The sequence below is a fragment of the Massilia paldalensis genome (genome assembly GCF_044901715.1).
Classification (GTDB): Bacteria; Pseudomonadota; Gammaproteobacteria; order Burkholderiales; family Burkholderiaceae_D; genus Telluria; species Telluria paldalensis.
On the sequence record NZ_JBJCIU010000001.1, the window covers coordinates 1,067,308 to 1,082,157 of the forward strand.

Below are 14,850 nucleotides of genomic sequence, written 5' to 3' on the forward strand. Positions count from 1 at the left end.
CCTACGGCGGCGCGTCAAGAATGCGCCGGCCTAGCGGTAACGGGCCTCGACGAGGTCGATCTCGCGCACCAGGTGGCGCGCCACCTCGTCCGAGATCTCGTTGCGGCGCGCCAGCCGCAGGATCGTGTCGCGCTCGGTGCGCAAGCCCAGCAGGCGGTAGATGCGCTCGGTCTGCTCGGCCGCGTGGGCGTCCGGGCGGCCGTCCCCGGGCTGGGTTTCGCGCAGGCGGTGGCGGTACAGGCCCAGCACGTGGGAGGCGGCGTCCGCATGCAGCATGCCTTTGGCGTCGCTGCCGTACTGCTTGGCCTCGTTTTCGATCGCGGCCACGGCCGCTACCGTGGCGGCGTGGCGGGCCCGGTCTTCCTCGTCGTCCACGTGCGGCGCCTCGGGCAGCTCCAGGTCGCGCAGCAGGGGCGGCAGCATGATACTGGCCAGCACCAGGGACACGACGATCACGGCGCCGGCCAGGAAGATCGCCAGGTCGCGCGCGGGGAAGGGCGCGCCGCTGGGCAGCGCCAGCGGCAGCGTCAGGACGCCGGCCATCGTCAGGGCGCCGCGCACGCCGGCGAAGGAAGTCGCCAGAATCACGCGCATGCGCGGCTCGTAGACCTGCTGGCCCAGGCGGCGCCGGTTCAGCAGCGTCAGCTGCAGCGAGATCCAGACCCAGACGAAGCGCAGCAGGACCAGCGCCAGGCTGAACGCGAGCGCCACGCCGGCCAGCCACCAGCCGCCGTAGGGCGTGGGGCCGCTGGGATGCAGGGCGGCGCGGGCGGCGTCCGGCAACTGCTCGCCCAGCAGCACGAACATCACGCCGTTCAGCGCGAACTGCAGCGTGTCCCACACGACGTTGCGGCGGATGCGCGTGGTCGGCGTGGCGCTGCCGCCCAGCTCGACGTAGCTCATCGTGATGCCGGCCGCCACCGCCGCCAGGATGCCGGAGGCGCCCAGGTGCTCGGCCGCCAGGTAGGCGCCGAACGGGGTCAGCAGGTTGATCAGGATCGGCATGCCGTCGTCCTCGCCGAAACGGCTCAGCAGGATCGCGTGGGCGCGGGCGATGGCCCAGGTGACGACGACGCCGGCGGCGATGCCGGCCAGCGCCACCCACAGGAAGGTCGTGCCGGCCTTCGTCAGCGAGAAGTGGCCCGTCATGGCGGCGGCCACGGCGAAGCGGAAGCACACGAGGCCGCTGGCATCGTTGAGCAGCGATTCGCCCTCGATGATGTGCATCAGGCGCGGCGGCACGGGAATGCGGCTCGTGATCGCGGACACGGCGACGGGGGCGGTGGGCGCCACGATGGCGGCCAGCGCGAAGGCGACGGCCAGCGGCATTTCCGGGATCAGCCAGTCGAGCAGGAAGCCGGCGCCGAGCACGGTAAAGACGACGAGGCCCAGCGCGAGCTCGAGGATCGTGCCCTTGTCGCGGAACAGGCCCACCTTGGGAATGCGCCAGCCGTCCAGGAACAGCAGCGGAGGGAGGAACAGCAGGAAGAAAATGTCCGGGTCGAGCGTCACGCCGTGCATGAACACCCCTTCGATGATCGCGCCCAGCAGGATCTGGATCAACGGCAGCGGTACGGCAAACGGCAGCATCCTTCCCAGCCACCCGCTCGCCACGACGGCGAGCAGCATGGCCAGGACAACTTCGATCGACTCCATTCATTTCCTTTCATTCATGTGTAAACGAATCATAAATGAATGGAGCGATGAGCGTGGTCTACCGAATGGCCGAACGACGTCGCCCCTGCGCAGGCAGGGGCCCAATATTGCTCGCCCGGCGTCAGTGCATGCGGACATTGGGCCCCTGCCTGCGCAGGGGCGACGGATCAGCTGACGTTGTCGGTGACGGCGGGCACCGTGGAACCGGCCTGCAGCACGATCCGCGTCTTCTTGGCCAGCGGCGCCGACGGCTTGCTGCCGTCCGCGTTGAGCGGCTTGACCTTGTTGAACACGACGCTGAACGAGGAGGGCGTCACGGTGGCCACGGAATAGCCCTGGGCGTCGTGGTCGACGTAGGCGAACCCCGGGTTGTGGGCGCGCAGCACGCCGTCGAAGGTCTGCGGCGTCGCCACCAGCGGCGCCAGCGGCGTGCCGGCCGAACCGGCGCTCAGGTATTTGTAGAACGAGCTGCTGCTGATGCCGGCACTGACGAAATCGACGGCCACCGCCTTGCCGCTGGCCGGGTCGTTGTTGTCGTAGATGACGCCGCACTGGAAGGCGTGCAGGTCGCCCGTGATCGCGACGACGTTGCCGATGCCCTGCTTGCCGAGCCAGCCCAGCAGTTCCGCGCGGTGCGCCGGATAGCCGTCCCAGCCGTCGGCGTTCACGACGTACAGCTGGTTGTAGGGCGCCGCGGCCTGGGTGCGCAGGTCGACCCACATGCGGTTCAGCGTGACTTCGTTGCCCCACACCTTCCAGGTCGCCGTCGAGTTCTTCATGGTGTCCTTCCACCATTGTTCCTGGGTGGCGCCCAAGATGCTCGGGGCGCGGCCCAGCGCGGCGGTGTCGGCCTGCTCGTACTGCAGCAGCAGGGGCTGGGGCACGAAATAGCGCGAACCGACGGAATCGCTGCCGTTCACGGCATCGTGCTGCAGCATCTGCGCGTACGCCGCTTCGCTGACCACGTGGTCGTCGCGGTACAGGCGCTCGTCCGTCATCACCAGGTGCAGCAGATTGCCGAACTTGAAGTCGCGGTAGATGCGGATATTGTCGTAGGCCGCGTTGTTCAGGTCGAAAGACACGTCGCCCCAGTCGACCGGCATGTATTCCGCCCAGGCCTGGTTGGCGGCACGCCGGCGCGCCGTCTGCTGGACGTTGGCGTTGGTGTAGGTCTGGTGGTCGCGCCAGCAGTCGTCCGAGAACTCGTGGTCGTCCCAGATCACCACCATCGGGAACTTGCGGTGCAGTTCCTGCAGGCGCGTGTCGCCCCGGTAGGTGCGGTACAGCGTGCGGTAGTCGTCCACCGTATTGGCATACACGGCGCCGCCGGCGGCCACGCCGTTCGGCAGCGTGATCTTGCCGTGCGCCGGTTCGGCCGCGCCGGTCTGGAACGCGGCGCCCACGGTCTCGTAGATGTAGTCGCCCAGGTGGACGATGAAATCGAGGTCCTCCTGCGCCATCAGGTCCATTGCCGCCCAGTGGTTGATGCTCCAGTCCTGGCAGGTCATCCAGGCGAAGCGCAGCTGTGCCGGCGCGCTCGCGGCGGCCGGCGCCGTCTTCGTCTGGCCGATGGCGCTGACGTCGGTGCCGGCCACGAAGCGGTACCAGTAGCGGGTGTTCGGCGCCAGGCCCGTCACCTTGGCGCGCACGGTATGGTCGTAGGTGGCGGTGGCGCTCAGCTCGGCCAGCGCGACGATGTTCGCGAATGCCGGGTCGCTGGCCACGTCCAGGCGCAGGCTGGCGTCGCCATTGCCGTCCTTGCGCAGGCAGCGCGTCCAGAACACGGCGCTGGTGTCCTTCGGGTCGCCGCTGGCCACGCCCAGCGGAAAGGTGAAGCTGCCGGCCGGGGTGCCGTCCGAACCGCCGCAGGCGGCCAGCGGGACGCCGGCGCCGACCACGGTGAAATAGGCTGCGCTGCGCAGAAAACCACGTCGATCCATATTGCCCTCGTGTCAAGTGAACGGCGCCGAGTCTAGCGATCGTTTATTGCCGAGCAATGACAAAGCAAGATGTTTCCATGTGGAAATGAAAACGTTTCTCCACATCATCAATTTCGGCATTTCTACAACGCAAAATAACCAATATTTCCAAACGGACAGTTTTACGTTTGGAAATAGCTTTACACTGTAGGAAATGTCCTACTCAGGTTGAATCATGCTTTTACGCACCGCCTACATTCGACGCAGCAGAAAGTCCCAGCGCCTCAAGCAGCGCCTGGCCGTCGTGGCCATGCTGGGTGTCGCGGCCTGTGCCGCACTGCTGTACGCCACCCGCAGCCCGGCGCCGCCTTCGGTGGCGGCCGACGTGTCCGGCATCGTCGAGGTGGCGGCAACGGGGATGCAGGCGCAGGCCGGGCAGGCCGCCGCACCGGTGGCGTCCAGGGCGGCGCGCCGCGTGTATCCGTATTCGATCGTGCCGGGCGGCGTTGCCGGGCGCGACGACGTCGTGCGCGTGATGAAGATGGACAAGGTGGTGGCCGCTCACTATGCCTCGTTCCAGGTCGACAAGGCCAGCGTCGCGACGGTGTCCAAGCCGCGCGCCGTGTACGTGTCCTATCGCAAGGGCGACAAGGTCTACTGGACCGCGGGCAAGCATACGCTGGCCGCCGGCGAAACCGTGCTGACCGACGGCAGCAGCGAGATCCGCGGCCGCTGCGGCAACCGCATCTCCGACGTCGCCATGCTCCCCGTCGAGGCGAAGGGGCCCAGCGAGTCCGAACTGGATGCGGCCAGCGACGAAGCCGGTGACGCCGACGAGGGCAGTGCCGAGAACGTGTCGTTCACGGCCGACAGCCTCGTCGACGGAGGCGGCCGTGCCTTCGCGCTGAACAATTTCTTTGGCGCGGGCCTGGCGGGCGGCACCGCTGCGGCCAGCGCGCGCGGCGGCAGCACCGGCATCGGCTTGCCGTATATGCCGGACCTCGCTGAAATGATGCGCATCGCCAACAGCGGCCTGCTGCTGTCCGCAGCCTCGCAAGCTTCGGGCACGGGCGACACGAACACGGGCAACACAAACACGGGCGGCAGCGCCGCCGCGCCGGCGCCGCAGCAGAACGGCAGCACGGGCGGGACCACGGGCGGAACCGCGGACGGCAGCACGGGCGGTAGCGAGGGCGCGCCGTCGGGCGATCCGGGCAATGCCGGCGGCGGCAGCACGGGCAGCAATGGCGGCGGCACGGGCGACGGCGGCACCACCCCCTCCACCGGCCCCGTCATCCCCGCGCCGCAGACGGCGCCCGAGGCACCGAACGGCGGCCTGCCCCAGGTGTTGCAGCCGACCCAGCCGATCCCCGTCCCGACCGGTTCCGCCGACGGCAAGGACGGCGCCAGCGAGGTTCCGGAGCCGGGCGCGCCATGGCTGCTCGCCCTGGGCTTCGCGGGCCTGCTGGCAGCGCGGCGCAGGCGCCGCGCCTGAACCCGGGCCGCGACCCCCTTCCTCCCGCCATTCCTCCCGCCATCCCGGCCGCAGCCAGCCTGCCGCCGGGATGTGTCATTGGGGGGCTGGACGATGCGTGCGGTGCAATATTCCCGAGTCGCGTAAGCTGGATGCCAACTCAGCCGCCACGGCGGTTTGCATCCAACCACTGACAAGGAGATCTCCATGGGATTGCGCGACCTGCTTCCTTCGATCCTGATCGGCGCCGTCGCCAGCGCCCGCTCGATGACGCCGATGGCCACGCTGGCCACGGCGCGCCTGGCCGGACGCGACACGACGGGCCACCTGGCCCTGCTCAACCGCCCCGTCTTCAAGTACGGCGCGCTGGCGATGGGTGTCGGCGAACTGGCCGGCGACAAGATGAAGACGGCGCCCGACCGCACCGTGTTCCTGGGCCTGCTGGCGCGGGTGATGAGCGCGGGCATCGCGGGTGCGGCGCTGGCGCCGCGCGGGAGCGAGAAGGAGGGAGCCGCCGTCGCCGTGGCGACCGCCGTGCCGCTGGCCTACGCGACGCTGGCCGTGCGCAAGCAGGCCATGGCGCGCATGGGCCAGACCCGCAGCGGCCTGATCGAGGATGCGCTGATCGTCGCCGCCGGCGCCGCCATCGTGGCGCTGGCCACGCAGCGCAGCAGCACCTGACAGTAGCCGTTCCTAGCGCCCGGCGCCCGTTTCCGCCACCGCGCCCAGGATGTCGGCCAGCTGGCCCGTGTTGACGGGCTTGACGAGGTAGTGGTCGAAGCCGGCGGCCATGGACGCGTCGCGGTCCTGCTGGCGGCCGTATCCCGTCATCGCGACCAGCGTCGCGCCGGCCGCCTGCGGCAGCTGGCGCAGGCGGCGCGCCAGTTCGTTGCCGTCGAAGTCGGGCAGGCCGATATCGAGCAGGCACACGTCCGGCACCAGCACCTTGGCCAGTTCGAGGGCGTCGCTGGCGCAGTAGGCGACTTCCACCTGGTGTCCGGCCGAGCGCAGGAACAGCTGCAGCGTGTGCACGGCGTCGACGTTGTCGTCCACCAGCAGCAGGCGCAAGGGGGCCACGCCGCCGGCCGGCAGCGCGCCGCGGTCGACGATGGGCGCGGGCACCACCTCCTGCACGAAGCGGGGCAGGCGCACGGTGAAGGTGGAGCCCTGGCCGAGCCCCTTGCTCGCGGCCTGCACGGTGCCGCCGTGCAGCTCGACCAGGCTCTTGACGAGGGCCAGGCCCAGGCCCAGGCCGCCCTGCGAACGGTCCGGCGTGCGTTCGGCCTGGGTGAACAGCTCGAACACGCGGTCCACCAGTTCCGGTTCCATGCCGATGCCGTCGTCCTCCACGGTCAGCACCCAGTCGCTGCCGTCCGGCGCCAGGCGCAGGCGGATGGTGCCGCCTTCCGGCGTGTACTTGGTGGCGTTGTTCAGCAGGTTGGCGCAGACCTGCACCAGGCGCTTGTGGTCGCCCTTGACGTGGGCCGGCTCCGGCGGCAGATCGATCGCGACGCGGTGGCGGCGCGCCGAGATCAGCGGGCGGATCTGCTCGGCGGCATCGTCGACCACGCGCTTCATGTCCAGCACCTGGGTCGACAGCGCGACGAGGCCGCGGGTGACGCGCGAGACGTCGAGCAGGTCGTCGACGAGACTCGTCATGTGGTCGACCTGGCGCACGATGATCGCGCAGGTCTGGGTGATCTGCGCATTGTCCGAATGGAGCAGCTTGAGCAGGTGCGCGCCCGTGCTGATCGGGGCCAGCGGGTTGCGCAGTTCGTGCGCCAGCATGGCCAGGAATTCGTCCTTGCGCTGGTCGGCCGCGCGCAGCTCGCGCTCGGCCAGCGTGCGCGCCGTTTCCTTCTTCTGCAGCGCTGCCGCCATCCGGTCCAGCGCCTGCGCCAGGTTGCCGATCTCTTCGCGGCCGTAGTCGATGCCGGAACGGGCGTCCAGGTCGCCGGCGGCGATGCGTTCGGCCGTGCCCATCAGCTTGCGCACGCGCTGCACGATCAGCACGTTGCCCACCAGCCAGGCCGCCAGCAGCGCCAGCAGCGTCGTGGCGGCCAGGCCCAGCAGCGACATGATCTGGTCGCGCCGCGCCGCGGAGAGGATCGTCTCGGTCGGGATGCCGATCGTCACCGTATAGTCGGACAGTGCCGGGGCGCCCACGCGCGCGAAGGTGTGCAGGCGCTCGACGCCGTCCTCGCCGCGGATGGTCACGGCGCGCTGGCCGGCCGTGCGCATCGCTTCCAGCATGGCCGGCGCCAGGCGGGTGCCGAAGTGGCGTTCCGGGTCGGGGCGGCGCGCGATGATGGTGCCGCGCGCGTCGGCCGTGGCGAGCACGGAGCCGGGCGGCAGGTCGATGTCGTTGATGAAGGTGTCCAGGCCTTCGAGGTCCATGGCCGCGAACACGACGGCCAGCACCTTGCCGCCGCGGTCGATCACCGGGTAGGTCAGGTTGATCGTGTGCTTCTTGATGACGCGTCCGAACACGTAGTCGCCGGCGATGAAGCGGCGCTCCGCGATGGCGCGGCGGAAGTGGCTGCGGTCGCCCAGGTTCACCGGATGCAGCAGCGGCACGGCGCTGCAGGTGACGTCGCCGTTCAGCTGGATCAGGCCGAAGTTGACGAAGCCTTCGTTGCGGTCCAGCACGTCGGACAGCAGCGACGTGCACCTGGCCGTGTCGCCCATCAGGTCCGGCACGCTCGCCAGGTCGACGAGGATCTGGCGCGCGCCTTCCACCGACTGGGCCTCGTTGGCGGCCGCCATGCCGGTCAGGCGGCGCAGGTTTTCCTCGGACGCCTTGATGGCGTGTTCGCGTTCGCGGACCCCGGACAGGATCGTCATGATCGCGAGCGGCGTGATCGCCAGCGCCACCAGCAGCATCAGCCGGCTCCGGAGACTGTTCGGCCGGAACCGGCTCAACCCAAATATCATGTCTTCCTACTCATCTACTTGCTCGTCCCGTGACCGTTGCCGCGCGAACGCGGCGTCGCCGAATGCGATGATCCTGTCGATGCCGTCGCGCAGCGTCGCCACGTCGTCCGCGATATAGCCCAGGCGGATGAAGCCGGGCACGCCCAGCGCATCGCCGGGCATCGTCGCCACCCGCTTTTCTTCCAGCAGCGCCTCGCACAGCCCGACGCTGTCCTGCGTGAGCGCGCGCACGTCGCCCCACAGGTAGGGCCCGGACGCCGGCGCATGCATCGTCATCCAGGGCAGTCCCGCAAACGCCGCCACCGCCAGGTCGCGCCTCTCGCGGTACTCGGCCATCATCGCGAGCGGGGCGCCACTGTCGAAGGCCGCGGCGACGGCCACCTGCGACAGGTGCGGCGCGGCCGCCGTGATCGGCCCCTGCAGCGTCTGCATCGCCTCGACGATGGGCGCTGGCGCCAGCGCGAAGCCGACGCGCCAGCCCATCATGGCATGGCTCTGCGACGCCGAGAAGATCGTCACCGCGCCGACGTCGCGCCAGTCGCACAAGGCGGCCAGGCTGACATGCTCGCCGTCGAAGATCAGGTGCTCGTAGCTTTCGTCGACGATCACCCGGGCGCCGATGCGCTGCACCCAGTCGCGCACGCATTCCAGTTCCCGCCGAGTGTACACCTTGCCGGTCGGGTTGTGCGGGTTATTGATGATTACGATCCTGGGCGTGCCGAGGCCGTCCAGCAAGGCGGGCGTGATGGCGTCCGGCAGCTCGGCCAGCGCCACGCGCAGCCCGAGCAGCTGCGCCGTGGCGACATAGGCGGGCCAGTGCGGCTTGAACACGAGCACCGTGTCGCCCGGATCGCTCATCGCGTACAGCGCCTCGTACAGCGCCTGCTTGGCGCCGTTGGTGACGATGATCTCGTCCGGCCGGGCCGCGATGCCGTTTTCCCGGCGCAGCTTGGCGGCCAGGCGCTCGCGCACGTCGAGGGCGCCGACCACGCTCGTGTAGGGCATCGTGCGCTGGGCCTCCAGCGCGTGCGCCACCGCGTCCAGCACCGGCGCGGGCGCCGGGAAGTGCGAGATGGCGATGGAAAAGTCGATGACCTCCTGGCCCTGGCTGCGCAGCGTTTCGACGCGGCCGTGCATGGCGGTGGTGGCGAGGGGGCGGGAGGAGGCGATCCGGGCAGACGTGTGCATGGGGTAGGGGCTCGCAGTTGAGGTGGCGAGAATTGTACTAAAGCAAAAACTTCGTGCCGCACGTTACGTGTTTTTGTCACGAACGCATGCTTGGCAATCGTACAAGCAGGGTCGGTCGCGGCGGGCGCCACCCCCGATGCATTTCTGGTACGGTGGGTCCAAGTGCATTCATGCAGGAGCCATCATGCAAAACCCGATCGTTCGTACTTTCATGCACGTGACCGCCGCCGAGCAGGCGCGTGCCGCGTTGCTGGAGGCCGGCATTGCCGCCGATGACGTCGCCATCGACGTGCGCATCGACGAGACCGGCCCCGTGCAGGGCAACTTCGTCACCGGCGACTCTCCCGAGGTCACGGGCAAGACCGCCTACAGCCATACCTACGCGCCCGTCGCCCAGGACGCGGTGCGCGACTGCCAGGTGACGGTCAACGCGCCCGACCCGGCCACGGCCGAGCGCGCGGCGGCCATCCTCGACCGGCTGGGCGGCCTGGATCCCGACCCCGCGACGCGGGCGGCGAACGCGGCGCAGACGCGTCACTGAATGGCGCGGGGCGCCGGCGGCGCACCGATCCCGGCAAGGCGCGGCAGTTTGCGCGACAATGGCGCATCTGCGGCGCCGTGCCGTGTCAATGGGAGACAAGAATGAGTGCGATCCACCTCGACAAGGACGATGCCTTGCTCGTGATCGACATGCAGGTCGATTTCCTGCCGGGCGGGGCGCTCGGCGTGGCCGCGGGCCATGAAGTCATCGCCCCGATCAATCACCTGATCGAGCTGTATCGCGAACAGGGCTTGCCGATCTTCGCGTCGCGCGACTGGCACCCGACCAACCACTGCTCGTTCGCCGAGCAGGGCGGTCCCTGGCCGCCGCACTGCGTGGCCAATACGCCGGGCGCGGAATTTTCCGCCGAGCTGGCGCTGCCCGACGATGCCGTCGTCATCTCGAAGGCCGACACGGCGGGCGTCGATGCCTATTCCGCGTTCAACGGCACCACGCTGGCGGCGCGCCTGCGCGCACGGGGTGTGAACCGCGTGACGGTGTGCGGCCTGGCCACCGACTACTGCGTCCTGAATACCGTCACCGATGCGCTGGAAGAGGGCTTCGCGACCATCATCGTGCCCGAGGCGATGCGCGCCGTCGACGTCGAGGCAGGCGACGGCCGCCGCGCGCTCGACCGCATGGTGGCGCGCGGCGCCGTGCCGGTGCGCCTGGGCGAAGTCGGGATGACGGCGCTGTCCGTGGCCTAGGCGCGACGGTGGGCACATGGTGCCCACCCTACGACCGTGGCGTGATGCCGGCCGCGTCGCCAGGCCGCGCAGCACGTAGGGTGGGCACCACGTGCCCACCATGCCCGCCGAATCACGCCGCCAGCAAGACCACCCACCCCTGCACATCCTCCCCGTGCTCGCGCCTGAGCACCGCGCGCTCCGCCTCCACCAGTACGAACCCTGCCTGCGCCGCGCAGCGCTGCACATAGGCCAGCGCGTGCGCGAACCGGTTCGACGCCGTGATCGCGTAGCCATCCGCCCCCTCCAGCGCCTCGCACGAGAACGCGAACCGCCCGCCCGGCCCGAGCGCCGCATGCGCGCGCGCGAACAGCGTGTCCAGCGCCCCGATATAGACCAGTACGTCGGCGGCGACCAGCAGGTCGCAGTCGTGTTCCTGCCCGGCGAGCCAGTCGCCGATCTCGGCGCAGGCGAGCGCGTCGTACGATCCCGTTTGCGCGGCCCGCTCCAGCATCTTCGGCGACAGGTCCACGCCCGTCAGGCGCGCCGCCAGCGGCCGCAGGAAGGGTGCGCACAGGCCGGTGCCGCAGCCCAGGTCCGCCACGTGCCAGGCAGCGCCGGGTGCCGGCGCCACGCCGTGCCTGGACAGCAACGCCGCGAGCAGAGCAGGCGTGCGGTAGCCCAGCTGGCCCACCAGGTGGCGCTCGAAACGGCCGGCGTAGCCGTCGAACAGCTCGCGCACGTAGTCGCGCGGGGCGGCGTCGGGCAGCGCCCCTTCGCCCAGCGCGGCCAGGGCGAAGGCGATGTCGTTCCCGTCCGCGCCCAGCGCGAGCGCCTGGTGGTAGGCGGCCCTGGCGTCATCCCGGCGGCCGAGGGCGCGCAGCGCATTGGCGCGGTAGTGCGCGGCGAGCGCGTAATCGGGCCGCAGGGCGAGCGCCCGGTCGTAGCTGTCCAGCGCCGCCGCCAGGTCGCCGGATTTCTTGAGGGCGGCGCCCCGCGCGCACCAGGCGTCGGCCTGGCGCGGCGCGGCGGCCAGGGCCGCATCGTAGGCGCGGACGGCGTCGGCCGGCAGGTCCATGCCCTGCAGCGCATTGCCGAGAGCGAGCAGGGCGTCGGCATAGCCGGGCCGGCGCGACGAGGCCTGTTCAGCGCTGGCGGCCGCCTCCTCGAAGCGGCCCAGGTCGTTGAGCAGCATCGCGCGCTGGCACCAGGCTTCCGGGTAGCCGGCCTGGATGGCGAGCGCGCGCTCGTAGCTGTCCAGCGCCTCGCCCTGGCGTCCCAGGCGGCGCAGCGCGTTGCCGCGGTTGTTCCAGGCGAGCGCGTAGCGCGGGTCCAGGCGCAGCGCCGCGTCGTAGCTGGCCAGCGCGTCGGCCGGGCGGTCCAGGTCCTGCAGCGCGGCCCCCAGGTTGCAGTGGGCACGGGCCTGGCCCGGATCGACCTGCAGCGCCGCGCCGATCAGTTCCGCCGCGCGTGCCGGGTTGCCGCGCTGGCGCTCGATCACGCCCAGCAGGTGCAGGGCGTCGAACTGGCGCGGCGCGGCGTCCAGCACGCGGCGGTAGAGCGTGGCCGCGGCGTCCAGGCGGCCCTGCTGGTGCAGCTGCACGGCCTGCCGCAGCAGGGCGCCCGGATCGTCCACGTCAGCTCCAGCTCAGGTCCGCCTTCGACAGCGGCAGCTCGCGCACGCGCTTGCCCGTGGCGGCGAAGATGGCGTTGCAGACGGCCGGCGCCAGCGGCGGGAACGCCGGTTCGCCCAGTCCCGTGACGGGATAATCGGTCTTGAGGAAGTGCGACTCGATCTTCGTCGGGATGTCCGGCATGCGCATCAGCTGGTAGTCGTGGAAGTTCGACTGGACGATGCGACCCTTCTCGATGTCCAGCTCCGGCAGCATCAGCGTGGACAGGCCGTCGATCACGGAGCCCTCGATCTGGTGCTCGGCGCCGGACAGGTTGACGATCTGGGCGCCGACGTCGGCCACGACGACGACCCGGTCCACGGTGAGCTTGCCGTCCTTGCTGACGGTGACTTCCGCCACCTGCGCCACGTAGCCGCGGTGGCTGAAGTGGAAGGCGACGCCCGCGCCTTTCCCGCGCGGGAAGCGGCGCCGGCCCCAGCCCGACTTCTCGGCCACGGCCTTCAGCACGCCGCGCATGCGCGCCACGTTGTAGGGCGTGCCGCGCTCGCCGGTACCCGGCATGATGTCCTTGTCGCCCAGCAGGTCGAGGCGGAAGGCGACCGGATCGCGGCCGGCCGCATGGGCCAGCTCGTCGATGAAGCTGTGGAACACCCAGGCGAACACATTGCTGCCCGGCGCGCGCCACGGCCCCATCGGGATGCGGCATTCGAGCGGCGTCTGCTCGATCAGGCAGTTCGGCACCCAGCGGCCCGGGAACTCGTCGCCGGACAGGTTGCCGCCGCTACCGGGCTGCAGCACGCTGCCGCTTTCCTTCTCGACGCGGTTGGCGAAGGTGACGAAATGGTCGTGCCAGGCCACCACCTTGCCCTGCTCGTCGACGCCACCGCGCAGGAAGTGGAAGCCGCCGGCGCGGAAGTGGTCCTGCTGCAGGTCGTCCTCGCGCGTCCAGGTCAGCTTGACGGGGGCATTCACCTTCTGCGCGATGGCGGCCGCCTCGACGATGAAGTCGGACGACAGCCGGCGCCCGAAGCCGCCGCCGCTGCGGGTGATGTGCAGGACGATCCTTTCCTTCGGCATGTTGAAGGTGGAGGCGACCAGCGCCTGTCCGGAACCGGGGTTCTGCGTCGGCGCCCACAGTTCCAGCATGCCGGATTCCGGCTTGTACCACGCCGTGCAGTTCTGCGGCTCCATGCTGGCGTGCGAGATGAAGGGGTAGCTGTAGGCCGCTTCCACGGTGCGCGCCGCGCCGGCCAGCGCGGCATCGACGTCGCCGTCGCAGCGCTGCACGGCCTGACCCGGATCGCCGGACGCCGCCTGCGCCTGGGCCTCGAATCCCGCCCAGCTGTGCTTCGCGCCGTCGCCTTCGTCCCACGTCACCTCGAGCTTCTTCCTCGCGCGCAGCGCGTTCCAGGTCGAGTTGGCGACGATGGCCACGCCCGGGCGCAGGCCGTTCAGGTTCTCCGTGCCTTCGACGATGAACGCATCCTTCACGCCGGGCATCGCCTTGATGGCCGCCAGGTTGGCGCCGACGGGACGGCCGCCCAGCACCGGGCATTTCACGTAGGTGGCGTAGAGCATGCCGGGCAGTCGCGTGTCGATGCCGAACAGCGGCTTGCCCGCCACGACGAGGCCGTTGTCGACGCCGCCGACGCGCGTGCCGAGCAGGCGGTAGGTGGACGGGTCCTTCAGCCGGACGTCCTTCGCATCCGGCACCGGCAGCGTGGCCGCCGTCGCGGCGAGGGCGCCGTAGCCGATCTGGCGCCCGCTCGCCGCGTGCAGCACGCTGCCCTGGCTCGCGCGGCATGCGGATGCCGGCACGCCCCAGGTGCGCGCGGCCGCCTGTACCAGCATGGTGCGCGCGGTGGCGCCCAGCTTGCGGAAATTCTCGTAGTTGGTGGGCGTGGACGTCGATCCGCCCGCGCCCTGCGGACCGTAGACGGCATCGAGGTCGCCCTGGACCACGTGCACGTCCTTCCAGTCGACGTCGAGTTCCTCGGCCAGCACCATCGGCAGCGAGGTCTTGATGCCCTGGCCGATCTCCGGCTGCTTGGACACGAGCGTCACGCGGCCGTCCGTGCCGATGCGGATGAAGGCGTTCGGCGCGAATGCGCCCGCCTGGTCCAGGTCCGAGGCGCTGGCCAGCGCAATGGTGCCGCCCTGCAGGCCGAGCAACAGGGCGCCGGCGGACTGGCGCAGGAAGCGGCGGCGCGATGGGGAAGTGGCGGCATGCGTCATTTCCTGCTCCCTCCGGCGGCGGCATTCGTGGTGGCCGTGGCTGCGTCGGTGGCCGCGATCGCCGCGGCGCGGTGGATGCCGGCGCGGATGCGGACATAGGTCGCACAGCGGCACAGGTTGCCGGCCATGGCTTCGTCGACCTGGGCATCGGTCGGGCGCGGGTGCTGCTTGAGCAGCGCGCATGCCGTCATGATCTGGCCCGCCTGGCAATAGCCGCACTGCGGCACGTCGAGTTCCTGCCAAGCCTGCTGCAGCGGATGGCGCGCCTGCGCATCGAGGCCCTCGATCGTCGTCACCTTGCGCTTGCCGACGCTGGCGACGGGCAGTTGGCAGGAGCGCGCCGGCTGGCCGTCGACGTGCACGGTGCACGCGCCGCACACGCCCATGCCGCAGCCGTACTTGGTGCCGACGAGGCCCAGGGTGTCGCGCAAGGCCCACAGCAGCGGCGTGTCCGCTTCGACGTCGACGGCCTGGGCTTTGCCGTTGACGTTCAAGATGTATTTACTCATGTCCCCGTTTTTGGATCACGTTGTTGGATCACGTTGTTGGCTCGCGTTATTGGATCTTCGTGGTGCGGATCATA

11 protein-coding genes are annotated in these 14,850 nt (G+C 70.2%); 4 read left to right on the top strand and 7 right to left on the bottom strand.

Features of this window, described 5'->3' with window-relative positions:
• Positions 1 to 30: 30 nt before the first annotated feature.
• The gene (locus ACI1V7_RS04805; protein WP_404530604.1) at positions 31 to 1,656 is read right to left on the bottom strand and encodes a Na+/H+ antiporter; all 1,626 of its coding nucleotides are present in this window, start codon (positions 1,654 to 1,656) and stop codon (positions 31 to 33) included.
• 167 nt (positions 1,657 to 1,823) lie between these two features.
• Complete coding sequence (locus ACI1V7_RS04810) at positions 1,824 to 3,596, bottom strand: alkaline phosphatase D family protein (protein WP_404530605.1); 1,773 nt, start codon at positions 3,594 to 3,596, stop codon at positions 1,824 to 1,826.
• A gap of 214 nt (positions 3,597 to 3,810) precedes the next feature.
• Between ACI1V7_RS04810 and ACI1V7_RS04815 the strand changes: the two genes are divergently transcribed.
• Complete coding sequence (locus ACI1V7_RS04815) at positions 3,811 to 5,070, top strand: PEP-CTERM sorting domain-containing protein (RefSeq protein ID WP_404530606.1); 1,260 nt, start codon at positions 3,811 to 3,813, stop codon at positions 5,068 to 5,070.
• A gap of 186 nt (positions 5,071 to 5,256) precedes the next feature.
• Positions 5,257 to 5,730 (top strand): hypothetical protein, encoded by a 474-nt coding sequence (locus tag ACI1V7_RS04820; RefSeq protein WP_404530607.1) that lies wholly within the window; start codon positions 5,257 to 5,259, stop codon positions 5,728 to 5,730.
• Between the two features lie 12 nt (positions 5,731 to 5,742).
• On the opposite strand, the gene ACI1V7_RS04825 is transcribed toward ACI1V7_RS04820, so the two are convergent.
• The gene (locus ACI1V7_RS04825) at positions 5,743 to 7,932 is read right to left on the bottom strand and encodes a hybrid sensor histidine kinase/response regulator (protein ID WP_404530608.1); all 2,190 of its coding nucleotides are present in this window, start codon (positions 7,930 to 7,932) and stop codon (positions 5,743 to 5,745) included.
• A gap of 57 nt (positions 7,933 to 7,989) precedes the next feature.
• Complete coding sequence (locus ACI1V7_RS04830) at positions 7,990 to 9,171, bottom strand: pyridoxal phosphate-dependent aminotransferase (protein WP_404530609.1); 1,182 nt, start codon at positions 9,169 to 9,171, stop codon at positions 7,990 to 7,992.
• A 184-nt stretch (positions 9,172 to 9,355) separates the two neighbouring features.
• On the opposite strand from ACI1V7_RS04830, the gene ACI1V7_RS04835 reads away from it, so the two are divergent.
• Complete coding sequence (locus tag ACI1V7_RS04835; protein WP_404530610.1) at positions 9,356 to 9,712, top strand: hypothetical protein; 357 nt, start codon at positions 9,356 to 9,358, stop codon at positions 9,710 to 9,712.
• A 101-nt stretch (positions 9,713 to 9,813) separates the two neighbouring features.
• The gene (locus ACI1V7_RS04840) at positions 9,814 to 10,419 is read left to right on the top strand and encodes an isochorismatase family protein (RefSeq protein ID WP_404530611.1); all 606 of its coding nucleotides are present in this window, start codon (positions 9,814 to 9,816) and stop codon (positions 10,417 to 10,419) included.
• Between the two features lie 112 nt (positions 10,420 to 10,531).
• Here ACI1V7_RS04840 and ACI1V7_RS04845 read toward each other — a convergent pair whose 3' ends face one another.
• From ACI1V7_RS04845 to ACI1V7_RS04855, 3 genes are read right to left on the bottom strand one after another with little or no spacing between them, the layout of a single operon-like run.
• On the bottom strand, positions 10,532 to 12,034 hold the full coding sequence (locus tag ACI1V7_RS04845; RefSeq protein ID WP_404530613.1) for a tetratricopeptide repeat protein: 1,503 nt from the start codon (positions 12,032 to 12,034) through the stop codon (positions 10,532 to 10,534).
• 1 nt (position 12,035) lies between these two features.
• A complete protein-coding gene (locus ACI1V7_RS04850; protein WP_404530615.1) occupies positions 12,036 to 14,267 on the bottom strand; it encodes a xanthine dehydrogenase family protein molybdopterin-binding subunit in 2,232 nt (743 codons plus the stop codon).
• Positions 14,264 to 14,776 (bottom strand): (2Fe-2S)-binding protein, encoded by a 513-nt coding sequence (locus ACI1V7_RS04855; protein ID WP_404530616.1) that lies wholly within the window; start codon positions 14,774 to 14,776, stop codon positions 14,264 to 14,266. Before ACI1V7_RS04855 ends, ACI1V7_RS04850 begins: the two co-directional genes overlap by 4 nt.
• Positions 14,777 to 14,850: the final 74 nt, after the last annotated feature.

Coding starts and splice junctions, on each gene's coding strand:
- ACI1V7_RS04830 (WP_404530609.1), bottom strand. CDS start 9,171: ATGCACACGTCTGCCCGGATCGCCTCCTCCCGCCCCCTCGCCACCACC.
- ACI1V7_RS04835 (WP_404530610.1), top strand. CDS start 9,356: ATGCAAAACCCGATCGTTCGTACTTTCATGCACGTGACCGCCGCCGAG.
- ACI1V7_RS04810 (WP_404530605.1), bottom strand. CDS start 3,596: ATGGATCGACGTGGTTTTCTGCGCAGCGCAGCCTATTTCACCGTGGTC.
- ACI1V7_RS04850 (WP_404530615.1), bottom strand. CDS start 14,267: ATGACGCATGCCGCCACTTCCCCATCGCGCCGCCGCTTCCTGCGCCAG.
- ACI1V7_RS04805 (WP_404530604.1), bottom strand. CDS start 1,656: ATGGAGTCGATCGAAGTTGTCCTGGCCATGCTGCTCGCCGTCGTGGCG.
- ACI1V7_RS04820 (WP_404530607.1), top strand. CDS start 5,257: ATGGGATTGCGCGACCTGCTTCCTTCGATCCTGATCGGCGCCGTCGCC.
- ACI1V7_RS04825 (WP_404530608.1), bottom strand. CDS start 7,932: ATGCTGCTGGTGGCGCTGGCGATCACGCCGCTCGCGATCATGACGATC.
- ACI1V7_RS04855 (WP_404530616.1), bottom strand. CDS start 14,776: ATGAGTAAATACATCTTGAACGTCAACGGCAAAGCCCAGGCCGTCGAC.
- ACI1V7_RS04840 (WP_404530611.1), top strand. CDS start 9,814: ATGAGTGCGATCCACCTCGACAAGGACGATGCCTTGCTCGTGATCGAC.
- ACI1V7_RS04815 (WP_404530606.1), top strand. CDS start 3,811: ATGCTTTTACGCACCGCCTACATTCGACGCAGCAGAAAGTCCCAGCGC.